Source organism: Gemmatimonadota bacterium (assembly GCA_026702745.1).
In the GTDB taxonomy this organism is placed as follows: domain Bacteria; phylum JAAXHH01; class JAAXHH01; order JAAXHH01; family JAAXHH01; genus JAAXHH01.
Map to the genome: position 1 here is coordinate 1 of JAPPBT010000015.1, position 15,585 is coordinate 15,585.

Here is a 15,585-nt window from a genome sequence, read left to right on the forward strand (position 1 = left end):
GAGATAAACATTATTCATACTATGAGATAAATATCGCGGATACCCATGGCTCGGGCTACACCACCGGCAGCATCGTGGCGCTGGCCAAGTACGAACCGCCGCCGAAGACCGAAGGCCAGTGGAACACCATGGTCATCACCGCCGACGGACGCGACATCACAGTTACGCTGAACGGGGAAGAAGCCGTCAAGATCCAGGATTCCTCCCATTACAGCGGCGTCGTCGTGCTGCAGGCCTTCGGCCAGGGCAAAATCCGGTTCAAGAACGTCAAGATTCGTTCATTGGATTAGTGAACACCGCGGGGCGGGCCCCTCGTCCGCCCCGTCACATCGATTCGGTACTCGATGAAAACGATTCTTCCAGCCTGCGGCGTCCTCTTACTGCATCTGTTTCTGCATCCGCAACCCGCCCACGCCTGGCCGCAGTCGACGCCGGACACCACCGAAGTTACCGTAGATCACATTCTCCAACCCATTGAAGTCACCGCTACCCGCTACATCCGGGAGATCCTCGACATACCTTATGCCGTGGACCGGGTAGACCGGGACGAAATCCAGCGCGCCGAACCGGGGCTTTCCCTGGAGGAGAGCGTCCGCGGACTTCCGGGCATCATCGTAAACAACCGGAACAACGTTTCCCAGGGCGACCGGATCAGCATCCGCGGCCTGGGCAGCCGGGCGTCCTTCGGCGTGCGCGGGGTGAAGCTGGTGCTGGACGGAATTCCGCTGACCATGGCCGACGGCCAGTCCCAGCTCAACAACCTCGATCTCACCTCGGCGGGGCAGATTGAAGTACTGCGCGGTCCCAGCTCGTCGCTTTACGGCAATGCGGCAGGCGGCGTCATCCAGATCCGCACGGAAGAGGCTCCGGACCGGCCGCTCGAAGTCACGCCCCGATTCATTACCGGTTCTCATGGCCTGCGGCGCCTGCAGGGCAAGGCGGCCGGCACCGCGGGCGGCAACCGGTTTCTCGTCAATTTCAATACGCTCAGATTCGACGGGTTCCGCGACCACGCCTTCGCGCGTTCGACCGGCATCAACTCCGTCGGCAAACGGAGGATCGACGATACCTGGACCGTGACGGCCGTGGCCAATTACTACAATGCCCCCTACCAGTACAACCCAAGCTCTCTCGACAAGGCAACGGCCGAGTCGGACCCCGCCAGCGCGAGGTCTTTCGTCCAGCGGCAGGGTGCGTCCAAGGAGGTCAGACAGTTCCAGGGCGGCCTGTCCCTTCGTTACGAGTCGCCAGGGGCCGAGGGGGAGATCACGGTGTTCGGCATGGGACGCACGCTGTTCAACCCCATACCGGGCCGGATCATCGACCTCGACCGCATGGCCGGGGGAATCCGGGGAGTATACAGCCGCGAGGGCGGGATCGGAAACGGCGGTTACCGGATGACGGCCGGATTAGACCTGGAGATACAGCGTGACGAACGGCACGAATACGGCAATGGCGGCATTCCGGGAGACCTGGTCGGCACGCTGGACGATGCCCGCGTCTTCGATGAGATTTCGCGCGGCGACAAACGGCTGGACCAGGAGGAAGGCGTCGATGGCTTCGGCCCCTTCCTGGAGCTGGAATGGTCACCCGTTTCAGATGTTTCCGTCACCGCCGGCGGACGGTACGACCGGTTCCGGTACGAGGCCACGGACCGGTTTCTGAGTGACCGGACCGACGATTCTGGAACGCGGAACATGGCGCAGTTCAGTCCCCACCTGGGCGTGGCTTTCCGGCCTGCCCCGCTCACGGCGGTGTACGGCAATTTCTCCACGGCCTTCCAGACGCCGACTACCACGGAACTGAGCAACCAGCCCACACAGGCCGGCGGTTTCAACCCGGATCTCGAGCCCGAACGAATCCGCGGCTTCGAGGCGGGCATCAAGGGATTCCTGCCCGATGCGGGGCTGGCCTATGACGCGGCCCTCTTCACCTTCGGCATACGCAATATGCTCCTGCCCTACCAGATCGACAATCCGGAGACGGACGAGGTCTTCTTCCGCAATGCGGGCAAAACGCGGAACCGGGGCATCGAACTGAAGCTGAACTGGTCACCCCTGCCCCCGGTCAACATGGCGATGGCCTACACCGGCATGCAGTTCAGGTTCGACGACTTCGAGGTCGAGCGGGAGGTCGATGGAAGCACCTCACGCTTCCAGTTGTCGGACAACGAAGTGCCCGGGGTGCCGCCCCACCACCTGTTCGCCGGATTCACCTACACCCACCCGGGCAATGGCGCGTTCGTGGAATTGAATGCGCAATGGACGTCGGAATACTATGCCAACGACTTCAACGGACCCGCCCCGGGCAGCGGAAAGCCCGTTTCCGACTTCGTCAACGACGGCTACGGCCTCGTTGATGTGCGCGCGGGGATCACCTATAATGGAGAGATGGTCGGCGGCCTCCTTTTCGCCGGAGTCAACAATCTGTTTGATACGCGTTACAATGGTTCCATTGTCCCCAATGCTTTCGGCGACCGCTTCTTCGAGCCGGCCGCGGGCCGGACGTGGTACGTGGGTTTCGGCCTTCCCATCGGTGCGGGTTCGAGATGACATCCCGCCAGCCCGGATGAGCCGTTCCCAATGAAGACACAGGAGTCGCACACAGGAGTCGCACGCAGGAGTCGCACGCAGGAGTCGCACGCAGGAGTCGCACGCAGGAGTCGCACACAGGAGTCGCACATGAACAGGTTTATGCGCGTTCTTGGCCAAATCGCATTCGTGATCGTTCTCGATGCCATCGTGATCGGCGTGATCTACTACGAAGCGGAACGAGCGAAAGTCGCATTGGCCAATGCCCAGGCCGAGGCGGCCAAGCCCGTGGCCATGTTCGATCCCCGAACCGGACTGGAACTGAATCACCGGACCCGGCTGATCATGGGCGACGGCTACCCCGTCGTGGAAAGGGAATGCGCGCAGTGCCATCCGACCCAGATCATCCGATCGTACCGGGCGAACCGCGCGGAGTGGCTGGACGCCATACGGTGGATGCAGGCGGAGAAGGGCCTGAAGACATTTGACAGCAGGACCGAAGATACCATACTGACTTATCTCGAAAACTACTACGGCAGGTAACGCTGCTGATGGCCCACCTGGTCGAATCAGAAATCGATGCCATCGCGTACGCCTATGATCGGGGTTGGTCGGATGGACTGCCCGTCGTCCCGCCCACCCGCGATCGCATCGACCGGATGCTGGCCGCGTGCGGACTCGAGCCCGGCCGGGTAATCGGGCGGGTGCCCGAACGGAAGCTTACCATCACCGCGGAACGGGTCGCGGCCAACGCGGTGATGGCCGGGTGCACCAACGCGCTTTTTCCCGTGGTCCTGGCCGCGGTGGAAGCCGTCCTGGATCCGGCATACAACATCGTCGGCCCCTCGGCCAGCACGGGGGGCGCCGCGCCCCTGGTCATCGTTCACGGTCCCGTCGTCGCGGAACTGGGTTTCAATGCGGAGACGGCGGTGCTCGGCGCGGGCAACCGTTCCAATCTGACACTGGGCAGGGCCCTGAACCTGGTGATACGAAACGGTATCGGCAGCGTGCCCGGTGATCTGGACCGGGCGACGGTAGCCCATGCCGGGCGCATCGCGTATTGCCTGCCGGAAGCGAGTTGCGCCGGCTGGCTGACCCTGGGCGAAGAACGGGGTGTTCCCGCGGACCGCAGTGCCGTAACGGTATTTGCCGCCGAAGCCCCCCATTCCGTGGCCGACCACGTGAACGATGAACCTGAAGGCCTGATCGACTCGTTCGCGCGCGTCGCCCGCACAACCAATTACGCCGGCGCCGCCACGGTTTTCGTCATCTGCCCGGAACACCGGTCGATCTTCGGCAAGGCCGGATGGACGCGCGAGACGATCCGGAGCGCGCTGTTCGAACGTACAGCGGCCACGGGACGGGAAATCCACGCAACGGGCCGGCACGACGACCTGGGACCGGAGGAGCGCGTCACGCTGACGCCGGACCGGGAAGGCCTATGGATTGTCTTCGCGGGAGGCTCGGCGGGTGGACACTCCGCCATCATCCCCTCCTGGCTGGGCGCGGGCAGGGGGGTTGGATCAAGGCCCGTGACGCGCCCGGTCTCCCGATCGTAGTGACCGTATTGCGACTGTATAGCGACTGTATAGCGACCGTAGAGCAAGCCGCCGATCCATTGGAAACGCGCGGACTCCCGGAGCAGGAAACATGCCCATAACACTCGTGGATCCCACGGTCGCCGCCGCCGAAACGGTCCTTCGGCCGGCCCTTCGTCCGCTCGGTACCGGGCACACTATAGCCGCACTGGTGAGCAACGGAAAACCCAATTCCGATGTCATCCTGCGCGGCGTCTTCGAGCAGTTGCGCAGCGGCCTGGACCATCCCGTAGAAGCGCTCGAATTTAACAAGGAAAGCGCCAGCCGCGTGCTGTCCGACGAGATGACCGGTCTCATCGCGCGGCGCTGCCATTTCGCCCTCGTGGGCGTCGGCGACTGAGGCTCCTGCAGCGCGTGCAGCATGCACGATGCCCTCATCCTGGAGCACCTCGAACTGCCGTCCGTACTGTTGTGCACGACCAACTTCACCCACACCGCACGGGTGATGGCGGTGCAACTCGGACGCGGTGGCTATCCGATTGTCGAAATCGATCATCCCATTGGCCGGCTCGATGACGACGGACTCTCCGCCCGAGTCGAACAGGCGATGGACAAAGTTGTTGAACTGTTGATGTAGGGAAATCATGTAAGTCCCGGTGTAACCGTCGGTTTCAAATACAATAGATACCGTGGTTTCAGGAGGTGCACCATGCTGAAGATCGGTCTTAACCTTGTTGCGGCCGCGTTGCTGGCCGGGATCGTCAACCTCGCCGTGGAAGCCCAGCAGACGGCACCGCAGGCTGGATTGCGGGAAAACCCTTCGCGTGTACACGCCCTTGAAAACGCCCGGATATACGTCCGCCCCGATCTCCTCATCGAAAAGGGGGTCGTGGTCATCCGGGACGGGCTGATCGTCGAGGCGGGGGCCTCCGTCGACATCCCGCCGGATGCCCAGCGATGGGACTACTCCGGTCAGACCATTTATCCCGGATTGATCGAGATGTTCACGCAGGCCGGACTGCCTGAAGAGGAAGGGGGTCCGTCCTCGGGGTCTACCCACTGGAACCCCGCCGTCCGCCCGGAGCGTTCCGCTGCCTTAGCGTACCTCGTCAGCGAGACCGAAATCGAACGGTTGAGGAATACGGGATTCGCGGCAGCCATGGTCGTGGCCGACCGCGGCGTGTTCGCGGGCAGCAGCGCGGTGGTTAACCTGGGATCCGGATCCCCCAATGAGAACATACTGAAGCGCGACGTCTTTCAGCACCTGCGCATGAAACGAAACCGGAACCGCACCTATCCGGCTTCAATGATGGGCGTCGTGGCCCTCATGAGGCAGACGATCCTCGACGCGCAGTGGTACCGGGACGCCCACGCGGCCTACGCCGCGAATCCCCGCCAGGACCGTCCGGAGGACAACGACGCACTGGCGGCGTTGGACAGGGTGGCCGCCCGCGGCCAGGCCGTGCTCATGAGTGTCGATGACGACCACGCCTTCCTCCGCGCCGCCCGGCTGGCCGATGAATTCGGATTGCGGCTCCTCGTACGGGGCAGCGGTCATGAATATCGCATGCTGGACGCGGTCCGACAAGTAGGTGCGCCCGTCATCCTGCCCCTCGATTTTCCCCGGTCGGACGACTTCACCGTCTCCACACCGGAAGACGCCCTGGATGTCACCCTTGCCGAACTGCGGCACTGGGAACTGGCGCCCGGGAATCCTGGAAGGCTGCAACGGGCCGGAATCCCTATCGCGCTGAGCAGTACGAGGTTGGACCAGGGCGCCGAATTCCACGAAAGAGTGCGTGAAGCGATCGAGCACGGGTTGACCTACGAAGCGGCGCTGGCCGCGTTGACCACGACGCCCGCGTCCATGCTCGGACTGGGCAACCGCCTCGGAACCCTGGATCCCGGCAAGCTGGCCAACATGACCATTACCGACGGCCCCCTCTTCGCGGAGAACGTGAAGGTGCAGGACGTCTGGGTCGCGGGCAACCGCCACGTGGTCACCCCCCGGCCGGTCACCGATCCCCGGGGCGCGTGGACGGTCGTCCTCCAGGGCGACAGCCTGTCGCTGTCCATCGAAGGCGCACCGGGAGCGCCGGAAGGGACCCTGGAAAAGGACGGGAACGCCATGAAGGCTGTCCGCATGACGCTGGAAGACGCGCGGATCGCATTCAGCGTGGAGGACGAGAAGCTGGGAGAAGCCGGCGTATGGCGTTTCTCGGGTTCGATCCAGGAAGACCGGATCACCGGCCGGGGGATACAGCCCGGCGGTGATAGCGTAGCCTGGTCTGCCGAACGTACCGCACCGCGGGAATCGGAAACAAAGCACATGCCCGCACCGGCCGATGTGGCTGAACCTCTAGCACTGTACCCTCCGGGCGCCTTCGGCAGGGAAATCGTACCGGCACAACCGGAACATCTTGTCGTCCGGAACGCCACGGTGTGGACGCTGGACGAGCGGGGCAAGCTGGAGAACGCAGACGTATTGATCCGCGAAGGAAAGATCGCAGAGGTTGGCACGGGCATCACAGCACCGGAACACGCCCTGGAGATCGACGGGACCGGCAAGCACGTCACGCCCGGCATCATCGACGCTCATTCGCACACGGCTATCCTGGAGGGTATTAACGAAGGAACGCAGGCCGTGACCGCCGAGGTGGGAATCGGCGACGTCATCGACAGCCACGATATCGCCATGTACCGGGAACTGGCCGGAGGACTCACTGTGGCCAATGTGCTGCACGGTTCGGCCAATCCCATCGGAGGGAAGAACCAGATCATCAAGCTGAGGTGGGGCGTCGGACCCGAGGAACTGAAATTCTCCGAGGCAAAGGCGGGGATCAAGTTCGCCCTGGGCGAGAACGTCAAGCGCAGCAACTGGCGCATCCTCAGCACCCGCTATCCGCAAAGCCGCATGGGGGTCGAGCAGATTATACGCGACCGGTTCCGGGCGGCTCGGGAATACCAGCAGGCGTGGGACAGATACGAGGCGCTGGCGGACAAGTCAGACGTCGTGCCGCCCCGCCGGGATCTCGAACTGGAAACGCTGCAGGAAGTCCTCACCGGTGAACGCCTTGTCCACTGCCACTCCTATCGGCAGGACGAGATTCTGATGCTCCTCCGGGTGGCCGAAGACTACGGGTTCACGATCGGTACCTTTCAGCACGTGCTGGAGGGCTACAAGGTCGCGCCGGAGCTGGCCGCCCACGGCGCGGGCGCTTCGGCATTCAGCGACTGGTGGGCCTTCAAGGTGGAAGCCTACGACGCCATTCCCCATAACGGGGCGCTGATGCACGACGCGGGCGTGCTGGTCACCTTCAACTCCGACGGCGACGAACTCGCCCGGCGTTTGAACACGGAAGCCGCCAAGGCGGTGAAGTATGGCGGGGTGGACGAGGTGGAAGCCCTGAAGTTCGTCACATTGAACGCGGCGATCCAACTGGCCGTCGATCCCTGGGTCGGATCGCTCGAGCCGGGCAAGGACGCCGACTTCGTGATCTGGAACGGCCATCCCCTGTCCACCTACACGAAGTGCGAACAGACGTGGATCGACGGCAGGAAGTACTTCGATATCGACGAGGACCGACTGATGCGGGCCGAAGTCGAGAAGGAACGGACTCGGCTGATTCAGAAACTGCTCAGATCACCGGAAGACGACGAATCGCCCGAGACCGAAGATCGAGCGCCGGAGGCGTAGGCCCGTACAAGCCGGTATCCCGGCGAATGGAGGTTTTAAATGTTGTCATTACCCCGCGTATCACAGGGGATGAACCCGCCGGCGAAAACCGCTGCCGGTACACGGCGGAAGCGAACCGCGGTTCCGTGGATGTTTCTTTTACTTGTGGCGGTTTGTTCCTTCGGTCCCCCGGTCCACGAAGCGGCGGCATCCAAGCAGAAGCCCGCCGGCCCGCAGGTACAGCCCATCGCGCTGACCGGCGGAACGGTCCATACGGTAAGCGGCGGCGTCATCGAGGGCGCTACGGTGCTCTTTGAAGCAGGGGTGATTACCGGTATCGGGATCGACCTGGTCCTGCCCGAAAACACCCGAATCATCGACATTACGGGAAAACACGTGTATCCCGGTTTGATCGCCGCTCCGACTACCCTTGGCCTCACCGAGATCGGCTCGGTGTGGGCGACCCATGACAATATCGAAACCGGGAACGTGACCCCCAGCGTCCGCGCGGTGACCGCCGTGAATCCCGACAGCGAATACTTCCCGGTCGCCCGGGCCAACGGGATCCTGACCGCCCTGACCATGCCGAGCGGGGGACTGATCTCCGGTCTTTCCGGGCTGATCGCGATGGATGGATGGACCACCGAGGAAATGACCCTTGTTGCGACAGTGGGGCTTCACGTTCGATGGCCATCCTACCGCGTTCGCGACATTCCCGGCCTGGCCGGGGAAGAGCAGATCAAGGCACGCAAAGCGGCCCTTACCAGGCTGCGCGACGCCTTCCGGGAAGCCAGGGCATACATGATCGCGAAGGAGGCGGAAAGTGTCGGCGGGCCTTTTCATCCCTCCGACCTCGGCTGGGAGTCCATGATCCCGGTGCTCAAGAAAGAACTGCCCGTTTTCATACACGCGGCTGAAGAAAAGCAGATCCACGCCGCGATCGACTGGGCGCTGGCCGAGGACCTGAGGATCGTCCTGGTCGGCGGCGCCGACGTCTGGCGGGTGGCGGACCGTTTGAAGGTAAATGATGTCCCCGTGATCATCGGCGCCGTGCATTATCTGCCCGCCCGTCGTTGGGAGGCCTACGACGCGCCATTCACCAACGCCCGGAAACTGCATGAGGCCGGCCTGGATTTCTGCATCGGAGAGCGGAGAGTCTGGCTCGAAGGCGGTGGGGGGTCGAACGTCCGAAACCTGCCGTACCATGCGGCCACCGCGGCGGCCTACGGCCTGCCGAAGGATGAGGCGCTGAAGTCCGTTACCCTTTACCCCGCGCGTATCCTTGGGGTGGAGGACCGGCTCGGCTCCCTGGAGACGGGCAAGGACGCTACGCTGATCGTGACCGACGGAGACCCGCTCGAAATCATGACGCAGGTGGAACATGCCTTCATCCAGGGCCGTCCGGTCGATATCAGCAGCAAACATACCGATTTATACGACAAGTACCGGACCCGGCTGGAGCAGGGGAGCAGGTGAAGTGAGATCCTGTCGCTGAATCCAGTACCACGACATGTCCTATTCCATACTCCTGAGCGGTTGCGGCAGCGCCGGAATGTATGTGGCCCAGGTGGCAGAGCATAGCGGGCGCGCTCGGGTGACCGCCCTGTTCGACCCGGCCGGGGAGAAACTCGCAGCGGCCGGGTCGCTCTACCCTGATGCGGTTTCCGGCAATGACCTGGCATCATTGATCACGGATGCGCGCCCGGATATCGTCGCCGTGGCCGGTCCGGACCACCTGCACGCCGATCAGACCATCCTGGCCCTGGACCTCGGCGCCCATGCGCTCGTGGAGAAGCCGCTGGCCACGACCGTGGCCGACGCCCGGCGCGTCATGGACGCCGCCGAACGGACGGGCCTGACCGTGATGGCGGATCATACCATCCGGTACATGTATCCCTGGCAAGAGATGTCCCGCGCCGCCCGTTCGGGAGAAATTGGGGACATCTTCTTCATCCAGGGCGACTACATCCACGACATGTGGTCCATTTACCAGCCCGGCGAGCGTCGACACACACCCTGGCGGATTGACGGCCGGAATCCGCAGAACATCCTGCTGGGCGGAGGCTGCCATCCCATCGACAACATCCTTTCCACGGTGGACTCGCCGGTCGTGGAGGTCTTTGCCTACAGCAGCAAGATGAGCGTGCCCGAGTTTCCTGCGGACGACTGCTATATCGTCATGCTGAAATTCGAGAACGGGGTGCTGGGCAAGGTCTTCGTCTCCAGCGGCTGCTCCGGACACGGCATGGGAGGAGGCATGCTGGCCGTCTACGGCACCGAAGGGACACTCTGGAACGGAAAGCTTTACCGCAGGGGGTTGGAACCCGTGACGCTGCCCAACGTTTCCGACGAGGCCGCCGTGGGCGGGCACGGCTGGGGCCGTTCAGTCATTGATTTCCTGGACACGCTCGACGGCCGCATCGAAAACCCGATTCCCGCCCGCACGGGCGCACGCGTCGTGGCCGTCTGCGAGGCCGGACTCGAGTCCATTCGAACCGGCCAGCCGCAAAAACCGGAATGGCCGTGAGTCGCCGCAGCGTACCTAGCCCGGCTTCAGCTTCCTGAAGAAGGCCATGCTCTGCTTTGCCGCTTCTCGCGGTCCGACCTTCCTGTAGACCTTTACCGAAGCGAAATGGGGATACCCGACGCCTTCCAGTGCATTGAGGACGGCCGCGAAGTCGATGCGGCCGGTACCCGGCAATCCGCCGTGGCTCTCACAGAGATGAACGTGCCTGAGACGGGCGCCACAGTCCTGGATGGGCTGTACGAGGGAGGTCTCCTCGATATTCATGTGTATGGTGTCGACCATGGGATGCAAAGCGGCCGATCCGGTGTCCCGGATCAGGCGCAGGACTTCCCCGACGCTGTTGTTGAATCCCACCTGGAGGTGGTTTACCGGTTCGATCACAATGTCGACCCCACGGGCTTCGGCTTCCCGTCCCACCCGTTGCAGGCAGGAAACGATCCGCGCATTGGCGGCCACCGGGTCCGGTTCGTCGGTGCGCAGGCCCTGCAACAGGCCGACCACCAGGATAGCGCCGAACCGATTCGCAGTCTCTATGTTCTCCACCAGGCGCTCCACCGTTCGGTCACGTATGGACGCATCCGGGGCGCTGAGACAGAGTCCCTCCGCGTACGCCGCGCCGGTGAGCAGCGAAACGACCGGCAGATCATGGGCGCGGGCGGCGTCCTCGACATGGTCCAGCAGGCCGGCCTGTTCCGGGGTGAGGTTTAATTCCACGCCTTCATATCCAATGGATCGTATGAAACGGAAGGTGTCGTCTACGCTCCCGCCCCATCGGGACGGCGGATCGGTCAGCATGAAACTGAGATGATTCATGCATCACAATATAGGCAGTTGCCTGAAACGCCTGATAGCTGTTTCTTAGTTGAGATCCGATCCAATCTCTAATCCGGAGATCCCCTTGGAAACCGACCTCGGCATCCTCTCCATCGTGCCGCCGGCCCTTGCCATCGTACTGGCCTTCCTCACCCGGAACGCCGTGTATTCCCTGGCAGTGGCCTGCCTGGTGGGCGTCCTGATCGCGGGGCAGGGGCCCCTGGGGTTTTCCCAGTTGATGATCGACGCGATCGGGAATACCAGTTTCTCCTGGGTGTTCCTGCTCGAGATCTGCATCGGGATCATGATCGCCTTCTTCATGCGCACCGGTGCCATCGAGGCTTTCACGCAGTTCGTGGCGCATCGGAAGTTGTCGCGCAAGGGCGTACAGCTCTGGACGTGGATGCTGGGCATGTTCGTGTTCTTCAGCGATTATTTCAGCCCACTCTTCGTCGGGACCACGATGCGGAGCCTGGCCGACAAGGCGCGGATATCCAGGGAGAAACTGGCCTATATCGCCGACTCCACCTCCGCCCCGGTCATCGTCCTCCTGCCCTTCACGGGCTGGGCGATCTACATCTCGGGACTCACCATCGGCATGGGTCCCATCGCCGATGCCGGCGATGCGCTGAACGCGTTCATTCATTCCATTCCCTACAATATCTACGCCATTACCGCGGTCATCCTGGTCGGGCTGATCGCATCGGGACTGGTCCCGGAGTTCGGCCCCATGAAGAAAGCGGAACGCCGGGCCATGGACGAAGGCAAGGTGCTGAGAGACGGCGCGGTGCCGCTCATCGGACGGGAACTGACCGAGACTCCCATGTTCCAGGAGATAAAACCCCGCCTGTTCCTGAACTTCATCCTGCCCGTCATCCTGATCATCGTCATCGTCCTGGGTTCCTTTGTGCTCACAGGATCCGCGAAGACGCTGGAGGCCTATCTCGCCGTCGTCATCTTCCTCGGCATATCGATCCGAATCCAGGGCATTCGGCTGAACGACATCATGGACACGGCGATGACGGGCATCAAGGGGATCATGCCGGCCATCATGATCCTGGTTTTCGCTTACACGATCAACCAGTTGAGCAGAGACATGGGCACGGCCGACTACATGGTATCGATTTCGAGAGACTTCCTCACCCCGTCCATGCTCCCCCTGGCCACCTACCTGCTGGCGGCCGTGATGGCCTTTTCCACCGGCACGTCCTGGGGCACTTTCGCCATCATGCTGCCGATCGCGGTGCCCGTGGCCCTGGTATATTCAGGGGACGCGCTGACCGATATCGTATACGCGACCATTGCGGCCGTGGCCGGCGGCGGGGTCTTCGGCGACCACTGCTCTCCACTCTCAGACACCTCGATTCTTGCTTCGACGGGCGCGGCATCGGATCATATCGATCACGTCAGAACCCAGATCCCCTACGCAATGATCGCCGCCGTGCTGACGGGTGTCGTGTACCTCGTCATGGGGCTGACCGTGTGGACCTGACGGCTGGCACCTGGCGGCCTTCACCTGACGATCTGAACCTGACCGGTATCGCTTGACCGTGTGAACCGAGCCCTGTCCCAGCCACTTCCAGATGACATCGATCGCATCGGCCTTCCTCCAGCGCTTCCGTACCTTCCGGGCCGTCTTCATCGGGGCCGCGCTTTCGTTATTTATCGGCTTCACGGGAGAATACGCCGCTAACCAGATCGGTTACGAACCGGCTGCGACCCACCTTCCCCCGGTATTCCTCGTTCCCTTTCTGTTCTGCGTGCTGCTGCCCAATACCCTGGTAGCGCGGATACGTCCCGCGTCGGCGCTCTCGTTCTACGAACTGATCATGGTTTTCGCCATGGGTTTGATCGCTTCCACGGTGCCCGACCAGGCCATGACGAAATACCTGCTCGTCGTGATCACCGCGCCGTACTACTTCGCCTCGCCGGAAAACAGCTGGGAAACCATCTTCTTTCCCTATCTGCCCGAATGGCTGGTCCTCAGCGACCGGGCGGCGGCGCGGGTTTTCTACGAGGGTCTTCAATCCGGCCAGTCGATTCCCTGGGCCGCATGGCTGTCCCCCCTGTTCTGGTGGGGTGTCTTTATCCTGATCCTGCTTTTCGTGGGCGCGTGCATTGTCGTCATGCTACGCAAGCAGTGGGTCGAACACGAACGGCTTCAGTTCCCGCTGGGCGAAGTGGGCCTGCACCTGATCTCGCTGGGCGACAGAGGGGAGGCCGGCACTGGGAAAGACGGCGGCGAGGGAGAGGTCGGCAGCGGGTTGGGCGGCGGCAGCGGGAACGGTGGCGGCAGCAGGACGGGCGGCAACCGATGGATCCGGACCGGCGCCGCGGTCATGACCATGGTCATGATCTGGAACATCATTTCTTTCTGGGGCGTATGGCCACCGGTCCCGATCATGGCCGAACACTCCCGGGTACTTACGCTCGATCCGGCCTTTCCCGGGCTCATCTTCCGGGTGAACGTGTTTGTTTTATGCCTGCTAATCTTCGTCAACCGGGACGTACTGCTCAGCATGTGGCTGTTTCTCGTCTTCTACATGTTCCAGGAGGGATCGCTCAACCTGCTCGGCGTCGGTTCCACCACCGGCACCATCATCCATGGCGGCCTGGCCGGCATTCAATCCATTGCCGGGCTGGTTACCTTCGTCCTCTTCGGCCTGTGGATGGCCCGCCGTCATATCGGGGCCGTATGGCGCCACGCCCTGGGCCGGCAAGACGAGCTGGACGACGCGGAAGAGCTGTTTTCCTACCGCACGGCCGTTTTCGGCTTCCTGCTCGGTCTCCTCTTCATCATCTGCTGGCTGTACGCCGCCGGGATGTCCCTTCCGGTCATGGCGCTGTTTATCACCCTGCTCTTCATCTTCTACATCGCCCTGGCCCGCGTCGTGGCGGAAACGGGTGTAGTGACGCTCGATTTGCCCATCAACAGCCACCAGTTCTCCATCGCCATCGTGGGGTCCGCGCAGATCGGCCGCGGCGACCTTACAGCCCTGGGCATGGCCAACGGGTTCGCGCGCAACTGGCGCACCTTCACCATGATCGGCACGTCCCACGTAGCCTGGTTGAAATCCCGGTGGCGCCAGCGCCGGCAATCCTGCGCCGATCGGTTTCCGGATGCACGGGATCCCGGGAGCGGGATCTCATCCAGGCACCTCTTCGCCGGCGTGGCCGTAGCGTTCTGCCTCAGTGCCGTGGCCTCCGTCGGCTACGTGATTTACGCCGGGAACACCTTCGGCGCACAGAACCTGCGGACCGACCTGGGCACGGACCGAGGCATCCGATTCTACGATCTGATCGTGACCTGGGTCAACAATGCGACGCAGATCAGCGACCTCGAAATCCTGTTTTTCGGGAGCGGGGTCGTGATGATGATCGTGCTCCTGGCCGGACGGATTCTCCTTCCGTGGTGGCCGCTCCATCCCATCGGCATGGTGGTCGTCATGTCCGCCCCGGTACGAAACGCCATCCTGACGATCTTCCTGGCCTGGCTGGTCCAAGCCATCGTGTTCCGCATCGGCGGCCCGACGCTTTACCAGAAGGTGCGAAAGTTGTTTATTGGCATATTGCTCGCCTATCTCTTCTGGCAGCTGGTCGCCATGGGAGTAGACCTGGCCTGGTTCCCGGACCGGCCTCATCGCTGGGAGTCCTACTGAGAAAGGGGAATCGACGCATGCAGTTCATCATGTTCACCAAGCACCTCGAGGGCCTGACGCTGGCGGAAATCGCGGATAAACTGAACAGCGTGGGCGTTTCCGGCGCCGACCTGTGCGTGCGCGACGGATACCCGGTAAATCCCGGGAACATCGACCGGGCCCTGCCGGAAGCCGCACGGGTGCTTTCCGATGAGGGGCTTTCCATCCCACTCGTGACGGCACCGGGGGATTTCACTTCGGCCACACTGGACTACGCGGAGAGATACTACCAGGCCTGCGGGGAGAACGGGGTGAAGCACATCAAGCTGGGGTACTGGCACTGGTCGCCGGGGTCGGATTACTGGGCGGAACTGGACCGCGTGCGGAAGGAACTGGAGGGGCTTCAGCGCCTGTCGGAGAAGACCGGCGTCAAAACCGTCGTGCACAACCATTCGGGCCACTCCATGGGCCTGAACTCGTCCGCCGTCACGCACGTCGTGCAGGGATTCGACCCCCGCCACGTCGGCGTGTTCGCGGACGTGGGGCACCTGTCCATCTGCGGCGAACCGATCGACATGGCCCTCGACATCGTCCGGGCGTACCTGGCCGTCATGTCCTTCAAGGACCTGGCGAGGGTGCAGCGGGTCCACGACGGCGAACGTAGGTGGGAAGTCGACGTGGTGCGGCTGGGCACGGGTTTCGGGGACTGGAAGACAGTGCTGTCCACGCTGAAGGCCCAGGGGTTCGACGGACCCGTCAGCATGCACAGTGAATACGGGGGAGAACCCGTGGACACAGTCGTCGATCTGGCCCGGTCGGACCTGCGGTTCGTCCGGAACCTGATGGAGCAGTTGTAGGCGGG

At 62.9% G+C, this 15,585-nt stretch carries 13 protein-coding genes; 12 read left to right on the top strand and 1 reads right to left on the bottom strand.

What is annotated here, in order from left to right; translation table 11 throughout:
• From OXH56_02205 to OXH56_02245, 9 genes are all read left to right on the top strand, one after another.
• Positions 1–290 (top strand): DUF1080 domain-containing protein (locus OXH56_02205; protein ID MCY3554113.1); only part of this gene is annotated, 290 nt, incomplete at its 5' end.
• Between the two features lie 54 nt (positions 291–344).
• Positions 345–2,552: a TonB-dependent receptor gene (locus tag OXH56_02210; GenBank protein ID MCY3554114.1), complete on the top strand. Its 2,208-nt coding sequence runs from the start codon at positions 345–347 to the stop codon at positions 2,550–2,552.
• 129 nt (positions 2,553–2,681) lie between these two features.
• Positions 2,682–3,074, top strand: coding sequence for a hypothetical protein (locus OXH56_02215; protein MCY3554115.1), 393 nt, complete (start codon positions 2,682–2,684; stop codon positions 3,072–3,074).
• Positions 3,075–3,082: 8 nt separating this feature from the next.
• The gene (locus tag OXH56_02220; protein MCY3554116.1) at positions 3,083–4,090 is read left to right on the top strand and encodes a hypothetical protein; all 1,008 of its coding nucleotides are present in this window, start codon (positions 3,083–3,085) and stop codon (positions 4,088–4,090) included.
• 91 nt (positions 4,091–4,181) lie between these two features.
• A complete protein-coding gene (locus OXH56_02225) occupies positions 4,182–4,469 on the top strand; it encodes a hypothetical protein (protein ID MCY3554117.1) in 288 nt (95 codons plus the stop codon).
• A 21-nt stretch (positions 4,470–4,490) separates the two neighbouring features.
• Positions 4,491–4,706 (top strand): hypothetical protein, encoded by a 216-nt coding sequence (locus OXH56_02230; GenBank protein MCY3554118.1) that lies wholly within the window; start codon positions 4,491–4,493, stop codon positions 4,704–4,706.
• A 72-nt stretch (positions 4,707–4,778) separates the two neighbouring features.
• Positions 4,779–7,766, top strand: a complete 2,988-nt coding sequence (locus OXH56_02235; GenBank protein MCY3554119.1) for an amidohydrolase family protein — start codon at positions 4,779–4,781, stop codon at positions 7,764–7,766.
• Positions 7,767–7,895: 129 nt separating this feature from the next.
• Positions 7,896–9,221: an amidohydrolase family protein gene (locus OXH56_02240; protein ID MCY3554120.1), complete on the top strand. Its 1,326-nt coding sequence runs from the start codon at positions 7,896–7,898 to the stop codon at positions 9,219–9,221.
• A gap of 34 nt (positions 9,222–9,255) precedes the next feature.
• Positions 9,256–10,272 (top strand): Gfo/Idh/MocA family oxidoreductase, encoded by a 1,017-nt coding sequence (locus tag OXH56_02245; GenBank protein MCY3554121.1) that lies wholly within the window; start codon positions 9,256–9,258, stop codon positions 10,270–10,272.
• A 15-nt stretch (positions 10,273–10,287) separates the two neighbouring features.
• Here the strand turns inward: OXH56_02245 and OXH56_02250 are convergent, their stop codons facing one another.
• On the bottom strand, positions 10,288–11,085 hold the full coding sequence (locus OXH56_02250; protein ID MCY3554122.1) for a sugar phosphate isomerase/epimerase: 798 nt from the start codon (positions 11,083–11,085) through the stop codon (positions 10,288–10,290).
• 85 nt (positions 11,086–11,170) lie between these two features.
• Here OXH56_02250 and OXH56_02255 point away from each other — a divergent pair, with 85 nt between their 5' ends.
• The 3 genes from OXH56_02255 (at position 11,171) to OXH56_02265 (ending at position 15,580) form a co-directional block, all read left to right on the top strand.
• Positions 11,171–12,577 carry a transporter gene (locus OXH56_02255; protein MCY3554123.1) on the top strand — a complete coding sequence of 469 codons (1,407 nt, stop codon included), beginning with the start codon at positions 11,171–11,173 and terminating at the stop codon, positions 12,575–12,577.
• A gap of 91 nt (positions 12,578–12,668) precedes the next feature.
• Entirely contained in the window at positions 12,669–14,744 is a 2,076-nt protein-coding gene (locus OXH56_02260; GenBank protein MCY3554124.1) for a hypothetical protein, read from the top strand.
• Positions 14,745–14,761: 17 nt separating this feature from the next.
• Positions 14,762–15,580, top strand: a complete 819-nt coding sequence (locus OXH56_02265; GenBank protein ID MCY3554125.1) for a sugar phosphate isomerase/epimerase — start codon at positions 14,762–14,764, stop codon at positions 15,578–15,580.
• Positions 15,581–15,585: the final 5 nt, after the last annotated feature.

Coding starts and splice junctions, on each gene's coding strand:
- OXH56_02260 (MCY3554124.1), top strand. CDS start 12,669: ATGACATCGATCGCATCGGCCTTCCTCCAGCGCTTCCGTACCTTCCGG.
- OXH56_02245 (MCY3554121.1), top strand. CDS start 9,256: ATGTCCTATTCCATACTCCTGAGCGGTTGCGGCAGCGCCGGAATGTAT.
- OXH56_02210 (MCY3554114.1), top strand. CDS start 345: ATGAAAACGATTCTTCCAGCCTGCGGCGTCCTCTTACTGCATCTGTTT.
- OXH56_02240 (MCY3554120.1), top strand. CDS start 7,896: ATGTTTCTTTTACTTGTGGCGGTTTGTTCCTTCGGTCCCCCGGTCCAC.
- OXH56_02220 (MCY3554116.1), top strand. CDS start 3,083: ATGGCCCACCTGGTCGAATCAGAAATCGATGCCATCGCGTACGCCTAT.
- OXH56_02215 (MCY3554115.1), top strand. CDS start 2,682: ATGAACAGGTTTATGCGCGTTCTTGGCCAAATCGCATTCGTGATCGTT.
- OXH56_02250 (MCY3554122.1), bottom strand. CDS start 11,085: ATGAATCATCTCAGTTTCATGCTGACCGATCCGCCGTCCCGATGGGGC.
- OXH56_02225 (MCY3554117.1), top strand. CDS start 4,182: ATGCCCATAACACTCGTGGATCCCACGGTCGCCGCCGCCGAAACGGTC.
- OXH56_02235 (MCY3554119.1), top strand. CDS start 4,779: ATGCTGAAGATCGGTCTTAACCTTGTTGCGGCCGCGTTGCTGGCCGGG.
- OXH56_02230 (MCY3554118.1), top strand. CDS start 4,491: ATGCACGATGCCCTCATCCTGGAGCACCTCGAACTGCCGTCCGTACTG.
- OXH56_02265 (MCY3554125.1), top strand. CDS start 14,762: ATGCAGTTCATCATGTTCACCAAGCACCTCGAGGGCCTGACGCTGGCG.